The sequence below is a fragment of the Psychrobacillus vulpis genome (assembly GCF_006861825.1).
Taxonomy (GTDB): Bacteria; Bacillota; Bacilli; order Bacillales_A; family Planococcaceae; genus Psychrobacillus; species Psychrobacillus vulpis.
The window spans coordinates 23,148-37,069 of sequence record NZ_VDGI01000004.1; the positions used below are offsets into that span (position 1 = coordinate 23,148).

The 13,922-nt window shown below is 34.7% G+C and carries 16 protein-coding genes, 1 pseudogene and 1 other annotated feature; of the genes and pseudogenes, 2 read left to right on the forward strand and 15 right to left on the reverse strand.

Annotated features, from left to right (window positions below; translation table 11 throughout):
- Positions 1-111 precede the first annotated feature (111 nt).
- The 8 genes and pseudogenes from FG384_RS05810 to FG384_RS05845 form a co-directional block, all read right to left on the reverse strand.
- Positions 112-555, reverse strand: a complete 444-nt coding sequence (locus tag FG384_RS05810) for a GNAT family N-acetyltransferase (RefSeq protein WP_142641793.1) — start codon at positions 553-555, stop codon at positions 112-114.
- A gap of 14 nt (positions 556-569) precedes the next feature.
- Positions 570-1,148 (reverse strand): lysophospholipid acyltransferase family protein, encoded by a 579-nt coding sequence (locus FG384_RS05815; RefSeq protein WP_142641652.1) that lies wholly within the window; start codon positions 1,146-1,148, stop codon positions 570-572.
- Positions 1,149-1,242: 94 nt separating this feature from the next.
- Positions 1,243-2,139, reverse strand: coding sequence for an aminoglycoside phosphotransferase family protein (locus FG384_RS05820; protein WP_142641653.1), 897 nt, complete (start codon positions 2,137-2,139; stop codon positions 1,243-1,245).
- Positions 2,140-2,284: 145 nt separating this feature from the next.
- Positions 2,285-2,674, reverse strand: a complete 390-nt coding sequence (locus FG384_RS05825) for a cytochrome-c oxidase (RefSeq protein WP_142641654.1) — start codon at positions 2,672-2,674, stop codon at positions 2,285-2,287.
- Positions 2,675-2,806: 132 nt separating this feature from the next.
- Positions 2,807-3,292, reverse strand: a complete 486-nt coding sequence (locus tag FG384_RS05830; RefSeq protein ID WP_142641655.1) for a tetratricopeptide repeat protein — start codon at positions 3,290-3,292, stop codon at positions 2,807-2,809.
- A gap of 37 nt (positions 3,293-3,329) precedes the next feature.
- Positions 3,330-3,854: pseudogene (locus FG384_RS05835) on the reverse strand (YfiT family bacillithiol transferase); the annotation flags it as partial.
- A gap of 11 nt (positions 3,855-3,865) precedes the next feature.
- Positions 3,866-4,747, reverse strand: a complete 882-nt coding sequence (locus tag FG384_RS05840; protein WP_142641657.1) for a GNAT family N-acetyltransferase — start codon at positions 4,745-4,747, stop codon at positions 3,866-3,868.
- A 1-nt stretch (position 4,748) separates the two neighbouring features.
- Positions 4,749-5,576 carry a MerR family transcriptional regulator gene (locus tag FG384_RS05845; RefSeq protein WP_142641658.1) on the reverse strand — a complete coding sequence of 276 codons (828 nt, stop codon included), beginning with the start codon at positions 5,574-5,576 and terminating at the stop codon, positions 4,749-4,751.
- Between the two features lie 103 nt (positions 5,577-5,679).
- Here FG384_RS05845 and FG384_RS05850 point away from each other — a divergent pair, with 103 nt between their 5' ends.
- Both FG384_RS05850 and FG384_RS05855 read left to right on the forward strand, forming a co-directional pair.
- On the forward strand, positions 5,680-6,153 hold the full coding sequence (locus tag FG384_RS05850; RefSeq protein WP_142641659.1) for a GNAT family N-acetyltransferase: 474 nt from the start codon (positions 5,680-5,682) through the stop codon (positions 6,151-6,153).
- A 29-nt stretch (positions 6,154-6,182) separates the two neighbouring features.
- A complete protein-coding gene (locus tag FG384_RS05855; protein ID WP_142641660.1) occupies positions 6,183-7,547 on the forward strand; it encodes an MATE family efflux transporter in 1,365 nt (454 codons plus the stop codon).
- A gap of 72 nt (positions 7,548-7,619) precedes the next feature.
- Here the strand turns inward: FG384_RS05855 and FG384_RS05860 are convergent, their stop codons facing one another.
- From FG384_RS05860 to trpD, 7 genes are all read right to left on the reverse strand, one after another.
- Positions 7,620-7,955 (reverse strand): hypothetical protein, encoded by a 336-nt coding sequence (locus FG384_RS05860; RefSeq protein WP_142641661.1) that lies wholly within the window; start codon positions 7,953-7,955, stop codon positions 7,620-7,622.
- 103 nt (positions 7,956-8,058) lie between these two features.
- Positions 8,059-8,235 (reverse strand): hypothetical protein, encoded by a 177-nt coding sequence (locus FG384_RS19730; protein WP_166462387.1) that lies wholly within the window; start codon positions 8,233-8,235, stop codon positions 8,059-8,061.
- 426 nt (positions 8,236-8,661) lie between these two features.
- A complete protein-coding gene (gene trpA, locus FG384_RS05865; RefSeq protein ID WP_142641662.1) occupies positions 8,662-9,450 on the reverse strand; it encodes a tryptophan synthase subunit alpha in 789 nt (262 codons plus the stop codon).
- Positions 9,450-10,649, reverse strand: a complete 1,200-nt coding sequence (trpB, locus tag FG384_RS05870; protein WP_142641663.1) for a tryptophan synthase subunit beta — start codon at positions 10,647-10,649, stop codon at positions 9,450-9,452. The genes trpA and trpB overlap by 1 nt, the downstream gene beginning before the upstream one ends.
- A 13-nt stretch (positions 10,650-10,662) precedes the next feature.
- Positions 10,663-11,256 carry a phosphoribosylanthranilate isomerase gene (locus tag FG384_RS05875; protein ID WP_142641664.1) on the reverse strand — a complete coding sequence of 198 codons (594 nt, stop codon included), beginning with the start codon at positions 11,254-11,256 and terminating at the stop codon, positions 10,663-10,665.
- Positions 11,253-12,044 (reverse strand): indole-3-glycerol phosphate synthase TrpC, encoded by a 792-nt coding sequence (gene trpC, locus FG384_RS05880; protein WP_142641665.1) that lies wholly within the window; start codon positions 12,042-12,044, stop codon positions 11,253-11,255. Before trpC ends, FG384_RS05875 begins: the two co-directional genes overlap by 4 nt.
- Positions 12,044-13,072, reverse strand: a complete 1,029-nt coding sequence (gene trpD / locus FG384_RS05885) for an anthranilate phosphoribosyltransferase (protein ID WP_142641794.1) — start codon at positions 13,070-13,072, stop codon at positions 12,044-12,046. The genes trpC and trpD overlap by 1 nt, the downstream gene beginning before the upstream one ends.
- An 86-nt stretch (positions 13,073-13,158) precedes the next feature.
- Positions 13,159-13,383 (reverse strand) — a binding site (T-box leader).
- Between the last annotated feature and the right edge of the window lie 539 nt (positions 13,384-13,922).

Consider the following 13,922-nt stretch of genomic DNA (forward strand, 5'->3'; position numbering starts at 1 on the left):
CCACCCGTTACTATTGATTATAAAGTATGTCGAAACAAATCAAATGGTCTGGAGAAGTGATTTCATCTACGCCTTAGGACGTAGAAAAGATGTTACAACATAATGCTATGTTTAAACTAATTCTTTTATCATTGTGTAAAAACTGCTTCCAGGTGGATAGTCTTTTACTTCACCTACAACTTTATATCCTTTCGTTTCATAAAAAGTACGTGCTTGAAACTCAAAAGTTTTTAACAATGCTTTTGTTGCACCTTTTTCTTTTGCAATTTCCTCTGTTTTCTCTAGTAAAAAACTGCCTAAACCTTTCCCTCGACATTCATCACTAAACCAAAAATCGTTTATCTCCAGCCAATCCCAATACACCTCGGAGGTAATTCCACCAATCCATTCTTTTTTTTCATCAGATACTATAATATGTATTGGCTTTATGGAGCTTTTTTTTCTAACATCATTGTGATGAACTGAATGTTCATTATTGAATTGTTTAATCATGCTGTTTAAATAAGAGGAAAATTTCTCGTTTTTTTCTAATAAAATTTCAATACTATAATCCATGTTTTTCACCATTTTCATCCTATTTGGTCCTCTAGTAAATTCGTTTTATTGTTCAAGAGTTCTGTGTAAGTAGACAATTCATCTTTGTTAGTTGTTTTCACATAAATAGGTTCACCGAAGATAATAGTTGCTTTCTTCATCTTCTTTAACTCTTTTAAGTTTCGTGGACCTACATAATGAGCTGGTACTATTGGAGCTTGTGATAGATTTGCAATGGTTACAGCACCTCTCTTTAATGGTACCTCCTCAGCTGTTCTAGTACCACTTGGAAAAATTCCTACCACTTCTCCTGATTTTAATAACTTCACAGGCTTTTTTATACTGCTTGGAGAAGGATTTTTCCGATCTACAGGAAAAGCGTTTATTTTATGTAATAAGTAGCCGATTAGTTTGTTTTCAAAAAGTTCTTTCTTTGCCATGAAATGAATTTCTTTTGGCACACACATACCTAAAATGACTATTTCCAACCACCCTCTATGTGTACACGTTACAATGTAGCCTTCGTTTTTGGGTAATAAATGTTCGTTTTTCACTTCCACCTTACCGAGTGAACGTACAACCAATTTCGCAATATTTAATGTAAAATTATACATAGCAACCACCCTTTTTATATCTAGTTTTAGGACCTAGTGATAATTGTATATAAAGAGTAAGAAAAAATCCATGTTTTAAAAAGATTTGGCAAGTCTATAGTGTTACTTTAGATGAATACCATTTCGGAATAAGTGACTTGAAATCATCGAACTGAATTAATGTAAAACGAGTATATTTTTGAAATTTTCCAAGTTGTTTAATACCACCTTCATGTCCCCAAACCTCAGCTGATACGATATGAATAGCTGCATACAACCTATGTAACTCCCAAAAAGAAGAAGGGATAGTTTGTTTATCATGGTAACCATCTAGAACGCCTTGAGAATAGGACCTACTTATAGGTACATTAAAATATTCCATTTTATAAAACTCATTGATTGGATCCGCGTAAGTAATTTTTTGCATATCTATTAAACCAGTAAAAGTATCTTTATGAATTAATATATTCCCAGGATGAAAATCATAATGCTGAACACTGCTTGGCCTATTTTCTAATAAATGTAGATTATCAAATATAAATGGTAAGACGTTTTGATAGTGGGGATGCTTACTGACTATTTCTTCAAAACGAGGTGTTAGTCTTTCTACTCTATCTCGCCACGTTTGTTCCCAACTTGGATAATTATGTGGAGCAGGGATACTATGCATATTTTTAAGAGTTTCTCCTACCTGAATCCCAATCGTATACTGATTCTCGATACTTTTCGTAGGTAGAGCTACTTCTCCGTTTTCTCCGCTTAAATAATCTAAAATCATATAAGCTTTGCCCTCATACATTCCGACATCATGTACATAAGGTATGCGAACATCTTTAACATGAATTTGGTTCGTAATTTCGGCTTGCCTTTGTAATTTATTTAGATCACCATGCGGTGAAATTCGTAGCAAATATGTATGATCTACGCACCATTTTTCATCATCTGAAAATCCTTCATTTATTAGTTGAAAAGACGTACAATTTTTTAAAAATGGAATACCTAGTTTAAACATGCTTCTCCCTCCTTGTTCTTTATATCATGTTTTATATTAAATGATACTAAATTTTACATCTTTTCCTAATAAATAGATAGAGATATAAGACAAGAAAAAGCTGATCAGCTATTTAGCTATAGCTGATCAGCCTTTTGTAATATATTTACTTTAATGCAGCTGATTCCCTAGCTCGCACGTTCATTAATACGTTTATAGCAAATATCACTACACTAAACACTACTAATAAGCTGCCAATGACAACAAAAATTGTTGCTGACTCAACACCACGAAGAATCAGAATGGTTAATGCGATCATCATAATAGGCAGTCCAATATTACCGCTCCAAAAATGTAGCTTCGCAAGCATGTTATTACTTGATTTAGGGAATAAATGATAAATAAATCCAGCAAGTGCAAAGGAAGTCCAGCCTAAAAGATTAATGTGCACATGAACTCCTTTCAACACATAGTCATGTGCCATAGACATGTACAGACCTAAAATTATACCGATGACAAAATAGACAACCGCAATTTGAAGAAATCTGACACCCATTCCTTGTTTCCCCCTTTCCTATAATAGAATAATGAGTCCTTATATATTCTATTGAAATATGAAAAAGAGTATTCTTCCATGGAAAAATAATAGAGTTGTCCTAGTATAAAATATTCTTGCAGTATGTAAGTTTTATGTCCATATCTCATCCAATTTGTCTGCATAAAAATCTATAGCTTTTTGATAACTAAGGATTTCTTTATCGTTAGTCGTATGTGATAAGCACTTCAACAATAGCTCCATCGCAGTGTCATGCTCTTTTAGGTTGTAAAGTGTCATTGCATAGAACACTTGCAAGGCATTATTTTCAGGAAATAGTTTGATAGCATGAAGGAATACTTTTTTAGATTTTTCGTAATCACCTAGTACTCTGTAAGTACTCCCCAATCCTAATAATGCACCTTCCATTTCGTTTTCAGGAAGTCCAAGCTCAATCGCTTTTTCATAGTAGGGCACAGCCTTAGATTCTTCACCTAAAACGTCAAAGCTCCAAGCACAATGGTATTGAATAAATGCGTCATTCGGATGTTGTGATACTATTTGTAATAGTAACGTATTGGATTCCTTTAATTTACCCTCTTTTCTCCATATGATCGCTTGTTGTAATTCTTTCCTCATATTGTTTCTCCTTTACAACTTCGTTTAACGTCAGTCCCTTACTGCTCCAGCCTTGTTGAATACATAAATTAGTAATATGTGCTAGATGGTGTTTTCCATGCCATACGTAGAGACCAATATTTTTTTCAATTGAAATTATACCTGAATCTAGATGAATGAATGTCTTTTTTAGTTCTTCTGGAGTTAAACTATTTAAAAGTTTTACTAATCGAATATGTAATGATTGAAGAAGGGATAATGAAATACCAATTGGAAGCTCGTTATCAACAAATTCTGCCCATTGCGCTTCGTCATATGGTTTTATTACTGGACTTTCTTCCGTAAGAGTTAATTTAAATCGAATGTATGCATTCATATGACTATCCGCTAGATGATGTACCACTTGTCGTACAGTCCATCCACCTTCTCGATAAGGGGTATCTAATTGCTCCTCAGTTAGATCTTTTACTGCTTCATTTAGTAATATCGGGAAATCCTCAAGCTCACTAATCCAACTATGGATAACATCACTTGTCATTTTCCCTTCAAAAATAAATTTACCAATAGGATATTTTACATCCATATTTACCCTCCTCATTTGTTCCAAACGTAATAGGTAAGCTCATGTACTTCTTTAAAACCTGCAGCTTTATATAGATTTATAGCGCGCTCATTATTTTTTGCAACGCTTAAAGTTATTTCTTCAATCTCTTCAAAAGAAAACAGATGCGCTAACGCTGCTCTAACTAGTTTTGTTCCAATGCCTTGCTTACGATTACCTGCTATTACAGCAATATATTCTATAGATCCTTCCTTATGCTCAGGATCTCCTTCAACATACACATAACCTGTAAGTTTTCTTTCATTATCTAGCATAACTAATAATTGATTGTGATCATTTATCCTATACACTATTTCTGATGCGCTATAGTATGTATTGGGAAAAGATGTATCATGAAGATTAGTAAATGGATTTTTATATAATAAGCTGTATGTTTCAATTTGAGTTAAGTCAACTGTTTTTAAATCGTTACGAAAAGCTTTCAATACAAAGTAGTTACCCTTATTGACAGCCCCTTTATTTATTGCAAAATCTTTTGCAAATGAATTTTCTTCATTTACAAAAAACGAAAATTCATTCATCTCAATCCTAGACAATTCAATCACTTTTTCCCATAGTTCATCAGCAAGACCTAAATATTCACTTCTATTTTTTATAAATGGTCCCCATACTTCTGCACTCTTACTTTCTTCGTCTATATCAAGCCCTAAAGCTCCTATTATTTCATCTTTTACGTATGCAATTACAAATGATCTGGCTAAATCTAAATCAGAGAAATCAGAGATTAATGTAGCATAAATCTGTTGTTTTTGTTCCCCACAATAACCGATATGTGTTTCTCTTTTGCTATTCATTTCTTCTAAAAATAAGGCAAGTTTCTCTATATCTTTTGGTGAGCTTATAACAAAGGACATATTATTTACCCTCAACTTCTATCATTATTTGCGTTACATAATTATCATTGCCACTCACAGAAATTTCATCGAGTACATATTCCTCATACGAATAATTACCAAGCTTTATATGATGTGTATCGATAAATTTCATAATTTTTTTATACGTTTTTGAAATATTTTTATCATTCCCTTTATGATACGCGACAACATACAACCCTTTTGGTTTTGTATAAAAAGAAATGTCTTCGGTATTATTTCTTGTTTTTGTATACAAATAAGAGTAATTATCATACTCCTCATTCAGAAGTTTTTCTCTACTTACAATTGCCCCGATTGGATAGCCAATGTCCAATTCATTTTTGTATAGATAATCAATAAATTGAGAAACTGAATTTAAAAATTCACGATCAGAGCAATCTAATATTGACCCACTTAAAAACAATTGATCTTCCTCTTGTTCTATTATTTTTATTTCGGAGAAATCTATTGTTAATGCAAATTCTGTTAGTTCAATCTTTGTGTCGATAATCTTTTGAATTTGATGCAGATTTTCTATCTTTTTTTTAATTTCCAATGACTTTCCCTTTAAAAGTTCGATCAATTCGGAAGGAGTTTTGTTCTTCAAAAATAATTTGATTTCTTTTAAAGGCATGTCCACTTCCTTCAATAGCTCTATCACATTAAAAACATCAAATTGATGGTAGGAGTAGTATCGATAGCCTTTTTCGCTTTTTATTTCTGGTGATAGAAGGCCGATTTCATCGTAATGAAATAAAGTTTGTTTTTTCACATTGCATAATTTTGCAAATTCTCCTGTCGTAAAATATTTTCGTAAATTCTCGCTCATTAATAAATTCCCCCCCTTGACTATATGGTTACCGGATACTTTAGGATGTAACTATACCATTTTCAATCGTTTATTTGTATTAAAAAGAAAGGATTTGATAGTCATGGACATATCTATTCATGACGTAACACATGAAAACATGGAGCAAATTTTAAATTTATCTGTTGGAAAGTTACAAACATCTTTTATAGAAACGACTAGTCAATGTTTGGAAGAAGCCAACGCGTGTACATTCTATAAACCAGTTGGGCTATACTCGGATAATACGTTAGTTGGTTTTGCTATGTATGGCTTTTTCCCTGAAGAAGAGGTAAGTGGTCGATTATGGCTAGATCGGTTTTTAATAGACTCAAAATACCAAGGACAAGGGTTTGGAACGATCATGTTAAATGCTTTAATACAAAAATTAGTCCATGATTTTTCATGTACTCAAATATTCCTGAGTGTATTTGAAGAAAACCAAGCAGCACTACATTTATATGAAAAATTCGACTTTCATTTTAATGGAGAGTTCGATGTCAATAACGAGAAGATTATGGTGAAAAATATATCAACTTTAAACGGACAGCAAGAATAACTCTACTTTTTAGACTTTAGGTGAATAAAATGAATAAAACATCAGTAACTTTACGAAACACACCAACAAAAAAATTATTTATATCCTATTTAATCCCTTCTCTACTCGGGATGTTGCTAATGGCCATAAATATATTAGTTGATGGTATTTTCGTCAGTAATGGAATTGGACCGGAAGCACTTGCCGGAATTAATATAGCAGTTCCTATTTTCTCTATTTTACTATCTATTTCGCTTTGGATAGGTATGGGGGGAGCAACTTTATATTCTATTTCCCTTGGACAAAATAATGTTCAAAAGGCACGCTCCATTTTTACACAATCATTTTTCCTAGCACTTATTGTCGTTGGAGTATTAGTGATATTAAGTTTATGGAAACAAAAAGAAGTTGCATATCTATTTGGAGCAAGTGATGAAATTTTCCCATATGTAAAAGATTATCTCCATATTATTTTAGTATTTGGAGTCATTTATGTGATGGAAAATATTTTGAGTATTTTTATACGAAATGATGGTAATCCAAAGCTTGCGATGCTTGGTCTTGGAATAACTTCATTATTAAATATTGTATTTAACTATATATTTATTTTCATGTTAGAACTAGGTGTAAAAGGTGCAGCGTATGCAACAGTTTTATCAACGGCAATTGGATTAATTGTGTTACTATCTCACTTCGTTCGAAAATCGAGCGTGTTACGATTTGTAAAATTACAATTTGATCTAAAAACAGCGAGCGAAATTTTGAAAATTGGTTTACCGAGTTTTATTGTAGAAGGATCTGCAGCTGTAACTATCATAGCGTACAATGTCACATTTATGCATTTTGTTGGAGCAGTCGGTGTAACTTCGTATGCCGTTGTAAACTATATGCATGCAGTTTTCATCATGTTATTTATCGGTATTGGAGCAGCACTTCAACCAATAGTTAGCTTCCATTATGGTGCAAAGCTGTATGATAGACTGCAACAATCTTTGAAGTTAGGTGTTATAACCGGAGTCGTATTTGGTGCAAGTATTTTACTTGTTGGATGGCTATTTGGAGAAAATATAATATCATTATTTGGAGTTACGTCAGAAGAAGTTATTACTTATACAAAAAAAGGTATCTCCATGTTCTTCATAGGCTATTTATTTTTAGGATTTAATCTAGTTTATGCGGAATACTTCCAAGCGATAAAAAAAATCAAACTTTCTTCTATTATAATAGTAACAAGAAGTATCATTTTGTTTTTACCTCTTCTGTGGCTATTGCCAACCTATCTTAATAGTGATTATATCTGGCTTGCATTCCCAATCGCTGAAGGAGTTACAGCAATTTGCCTAATCGTAGCTAGATATACGTTGAAAGCATTGGCACCGCTTAAAAACACTTCTTCACCAATAATTGAATCATAATACTTATAGAAACTGATGATTTCTAAATTAGGAATCATCGGTTTTTTCTGTTTGATTAAATGATTTCGCATTTTAATTAGTATTTAAGTACTTTCGAGTATTATTCTTCTCTTGCTCCATTAGAATAAAGAGCTTTTCAATTTGTATCCATGCTTTTATATTAAATCTTTCGGGATATGTTTCCTCTAAGTGTTTATTAGTTTCTAATAATTCGACTCCTTTTTTAGTTAAACGGGCAATTTTTATAGAGAAGTCATCATTTACTCTCAAAACTCTCTCTAAATATCCTCTATTTTCTAAAAAGAATATAAAATTTTCAAATTCTCTAGTTTTTAATCCATAATCACTAGCACTAGGTATAAACTCTTTTCTATGAATTTCTCTTAATACACTATAAGCAACACGCACTTTTCAGTCCGCCCTTCCACTTTCATCGTCTATATCCTATCACAAAATTAACACTATTCATTTTTTTGTAGGAGTATTATGGATTTTGAGAGCCAAGTTTGTTTTATTTAACATTTTTTTTATATAAATTAAGACCTGTAATACCTACAACTAAAGTAATTATCATAACTACATAAAGTATTTTTTCATAACCACCACCAGTATGTAAATCGATATATAACCAATAAACTTCCATAAACATAATTACAACCCATGTAATATATGCAGTTAATAAACTCAAATTCCTCTCCTCCGCTTGAAAATATTATTTAGGATTAAACTCAAAACTATCATTGGATTATTATACCATATAGAACATTAAATATTGTTAGTATTCAGATAATTAATAATGCTAATAGAGTCCACCTTATGCTTAGTGCTTCGTAAGACAACAAAAAATTATCTATCCTTTCTGAGGAAATAGCTGCTCTGAATATAGAGTTGTTTTACATTTAATACAATTATAGATTCTTTAATAATTTGGCTCTGTTAAACTATATTATATCGTTGATTTTACTCATTTAATTGATTGTAGTGAAAGGCGGCGACTCCTGCGGGAAAAGCGAGTCTAGGTGAGACCCCCCAGGAGCTTGCGACGAGGAGGCTCACAGACCGCCCGCGGAAAGCGTCCGCCTATAACGGAAATCAGAAGTATTATACATTGCCATTAATTAAGTACTTTCTTTTTGCTTGCTTGAATGAGTGCTTGAATTTTACTTAGGTCATTCTGATGAAAGGCATCTACTATGGCACTTCCAACGATAACCCCATCTGCTAATGCACCGATATTTACTACTTGTTCCGGAGTAGAAATGCCGAAACCAGCTAGAACTGGAATCGGACTTTTCTCTTTTAATGAAACAAAATGCTGTTTCAGTTGTTCATCAAAACCGTCGCGAACCCCAGTTATCCCATTAACAGTTACTGCGTAAATAAAGCCTTCACCTGACGCTATAATTTTAGCGATACGTTCCGCAGGACTTGTGAGCGAAACAAGTGGAACTAAAGCAACATCTGTACTTGCTAGTTCCATCCGAAGAGTATCACTTTCCTCGATAGGTAAATCTGGAACGATTAATCCACTAATTCCGATTCGCTCACAGTCAACTGCGAATTTCTTCAACCCATAGCTCAAAATAGGGTTATAATATGTCATTAGTACAAGCGGTACTTTTACTACTTCGTAAAAGGATTCAATTTCCTTCATTATTAAACGAAGTGTTGTTCCATTTGCAAGTGACCGTTCTCCTGCACTCTGAATCGTTGGTCCATCTGCAACAGGATCGGAAAAAGGAATACCGACTTCTATTGCTGTTGCACCCAAATCTTGGAGGTATAATAGTTTTGTTTTTAACGAATTTAGTCCGCCATCTCCAGCCATTATATACGGGATAAACGCCTTTTCTCCATCGAAGTTAATCTTATTAATCGCTTCTAATAATCTCTTTTTAGCCATTACTGCTCCCCTCCTAACGCATCTCTTACTGTCTGCACATCTTTATCGCCACGTCCTGAAAGGCAAATCACTAATATCTGCTCTGGACTCATTTCTTTTGCAAGGCGAACTGCATAATGAATTGCATGCGCACTCTCTAAGGCGGGAATGATTCCTTCTTTTTTCGACAACAGTTTTACGCCTTCCAAAGCTTCTAAATCGGTGACAGATGTATATTTTACACGACCAATATCATGTAAATAACTATGTTCTGGACCAATTGCAGGATAATCTAACCCAGCTGAAATGGAATGAGCCTCTTGTATATAGCCATCGTCATCTTGCAATATATACATAAATGCTCCGTGTAGAACACCTTCCTTCGCACTAGCAACTGCAGCCGCATGAAGTCCAGTTGTAATTCCACTTCCCCCTGCTTCTACTCCGAATAGTGCTACCGCTTCATCTTCTAAAAATGGATGGAACATTCCGATTGCGTTACTACCACCACCGACGCATGCAACAACCGCATCTGGTAGTTTTCCTTCTCTTTCAAGTATTTGCTGACGTGTTTCAACACCAATGACACGTTGAAAATCACGTACTATTTGTGGGAAAGGATGTGGTCCAAGTGCTGAACCTAAAATATAATGTGTATCTTCTACATTTGAAACCCAATATCTAAGTGCTTCATTCACCGCATCCTTTAGCGTTCCAGAACCTTGATCAACAGACACGACCTTTGCCCCAAGAAGTTCCATGCGAAATATGTTTAACTCTTGCCGACGAATATCTTCTTTTCCCATAAACACAACACATTCCATGTCAAATAAAGCACAAACAGTTGCAGTAGCGACCCCATGCTGCCCAGCCCCTGTTTCAGCTACTATTTTCTTTTTCCCCATACGCTTTGCTAGTACTGCTTGTCCAATTGTATTATTAATTTTATGCGCACCTGTATGGTTCAAATCTTCACGTTTTAAATAGATTTTTGCTCCACCAAGTTCCTTTGTAAGTCGTTCCGCATAGTATAAAGGAGTTTCACGACCTACATAATCTTTCAAATAGTAATCTACTTCTTCTTTAAACGTAGGGTCGTTAATTGCATTATTATATGCCAATTCTAGTTCATTTAAAGCTTTCATCAACGTTTCTGGAACATACTGACCTCCAAACCGACCATATCTCCCAGCTCTTGACTCATCCCTAAGATTTACCATTTGCTCATCTCTCCTAATCTTTGACTGTACGAATAAACGCACGAATCAATTGCTCATCTTTTCTACCTAGTCTCTCTACTCCACTTGAAACATCTACCATATAAGGTTTTACGCGATTTATAGCTTCTGCTACATTTTCTTGATTTAGCCCGCCTGCTAAAATCACTTTTTCTTGATCCACATTATGTCCTTTCATAAGCTTCCAATCAAAAGTTATGCCGCTACCGGCTTGTGGTGCATCAAATAAGAAAAAGTCCGTATCATACATTTTTGCACTCTTAACGTCCTCTTCACTTCGTATAGATAAAGCTTTTATCGAAGGATACCTATTAGATTGAATAAAGTCAGGTTTTTCATTGCCATGGTATTGAATGAAATCTAATGGAACTTCCAGATATGCACGCTCTAACTCTTCTTGTGTTGCGTTTACAAAGACTCCGATTTTCATGACAGAAGAAGGAATTTCTTTCGCAAGTTCATGAGCCTTTGCAATAGATACTTGCCTTTTACTCGGCGCGAAAACAAATCCAATAGCATCTGCACCTGCTTCAACCGAGGCAACTACTTGATCATTTTCCATCAATCCACAAATTTTCACTTTTGTCACTTAGAATTACCTCCTCGCAACACTTGTAAGGACCGAAGTGCATTTCTAACATCGCCACTCCTCATAAGCGATTCTCCGACAAGTACCCCATTAACTCCCATTTGAGCAACACGCTCTGCATCATTTTTTTCCCAAATACCACTTTCACTTATAAGTACCCTTTTTTCATGAAATGGAAAGAGGGAAGCAATTTCCTCCGTTCGATTTAAATCTACCTTAAAGGTTCGTAAATCACGATTGTTTACACCTATTAGCTTAGCTCCAACTTTTAAAGCACTTGCTAGCTCTTTGGAGTCATGCACTTCCACTAATACTTCTAGACCTGTAGAAGTAGCATACTCATAAAGTTCTTTTAACTCTTCCTCACTGAGAGCTGCAACAATTAAAAGAATGACAGAAGCTCCTGCATTTTTAGCATGATCAATTTGTACTTGATGGATGATGAAATCTTTACACAATATAGGAATAGGAACTGAAGTTGCAACTTTAGTTAAGTCTTCAAAAGAACCTTTAAAAAATGGAGTGTCTGTCAAAACAGAAATACACGCAGCTCCTGCCTCGTAATAAGCTTTCGCCTGTTCCATTGGGTCCACATCTTCGGCGATTAATCCTTTAGAAGGTGAGGCCCGTTTTATCTCTGCAATTATTTGTAAGTGATTCGCACGATATAATTGATTGAATAAAGAAGGACGTAAAGCTCCTTCTTCTACTATTGGTATTTTTTTCTCAAGTAAAACCTCGATTTGCTTCTTTTTCTCTATTAGAATCTTATCTAAAATGGTTGGCATCAGACGACCTCCTTTTTACGAGACTCGTTGCTGTATGTGATAACTGCTTCTAATTTCTCTAAAGCTTTTCCAGACAAAATACTATCAGTAGCTAGTTTTACACCTTCCGGGATATTACTAACCATTCCATTTGCAAAGAATCCAACACCTGCATTAAAAATGACTGAATCAAAATAAGCACTTCGATTACCTTGAAGAACTGTTCGCATAATAGTTGCATTTTCCTGTGCATCTCCACCTTGTATAGCTGATATCGGTGCATAGGTTAGACCTACATCTTCGGGAGTTAGAGTAAATGGTATCAAGTCGCCTTTATCTACTAATACAAATTCACTTTTTCCAGCGAGTGATGCTTCGTCCATTCCTTCCGCCCCGCACACAACTATCGCTCGTTCTCGTCCTAGCATTTGTAAAACAGTAGCATATTCTATCGTAAAGTTTGGTCTATTAATACCTGTATACTGACTCTTAAGAGCTACTGGATTTGTTAATGGACCAATCAGATTGAAAATTGTCGGCTTACCAATTTGTTTTCGGACTAGCCCAATTCGTTTTAATCTAGGATGAACATTTGGTGCATAAAGAAAAGTAAGGCCTTCTCGTGCTAGTAGATCCATTGATGAACCAATATCGATACTAGAATCTATCCCAAGTGCTTCTAACACATCAGAGCTGCCTGCTGCGCTTGAAATTTTCCTATTACCATGTTTAACAATAGTTGCGCCTGCACCAGCTAATACAAATGCCGAAGTCGTACTAATATTGAAGCTGTTTAAGCCATCTCCACCAGTTCCACAGTTATCCATATAACTTCCTACTGGTTCATTTAGTTTTAGAGCGAAAGATTTCATAACAGTAGCAAGTGCCGCGATTTCGTTTGTAGTTTCTCCTTTTTTAGATAGCGCAATAAGAAAATTAGCAATTTGTTGCAATTCTGTCGCTTCATTAAACATTAATCGTGAAGCCTCAACCATCTCTTCATAATGTAAATGCTCATTTTTCTCTACTTTTTCAATAAATCCTCTCATCTCAATCTCTCCTCTGCTTAACTCAACTAGGCCTATTTTTTGGAACAAAAAAAGTCCTCTTCAAAGGAATTCAGAAAAATCCCTTTGAAGAGGACGGTGTTGACCGCGTTGCCACCTCTTGTTGGAGTGTCGCTGTCGCCACTCCCACTTCATTTCCTGTAACGTAGGAAACACGTCTTCCTCTAAAACGTAATATCGTTCTCAAGGAAGCTCTCATAAGTCCATTCACACTAACTACAAATCAGTTTTCACCAACCACTGACTCTCTTTTATTGCAATCTAGTGCTACTCCTCTTATTCAAACAATTTCTCAGCTATGCTCATCTAATCTCAACTCATCAGTTCTATGGGCGGCACCGCTCTCGGTACCTTCTACCCTTATCCGAACATAAAAGTTATTGTCTATGTTAGTAGTAATACTACCAATTGTCAAACTATTTTATCGTGCTCAAGCAACTTTTTTATCGGAATTGATACCCCCATCGCTCCATCTGGTATATTTTCCAACATTTCGTTCAGTTTCTTATTAATGATTTTTTATTAACGTACATATTCTTCATTGGGACCAGTAAATTTCTGTTCAACTACAGCCAGAATCGCTGTTATGTTCTTATCATCCGTTAGATCTACTGTATCCCCTTTATTATTTTCTAACTTTTCTTCCGAACAGCCCACAATTACCAAGCAAATACATAGTAAATATCAGATGAACTCGTTCCTCCTCATAAGTTAAAAAGGAATATCTACATGTAACACGTTTGAACATTCTTAAAGTTTCGTTTATGTGTAGAATTGGTAAATATAATATAATTTTACTTCTTAAATAAGCAAACTGAATGTAATATATAAG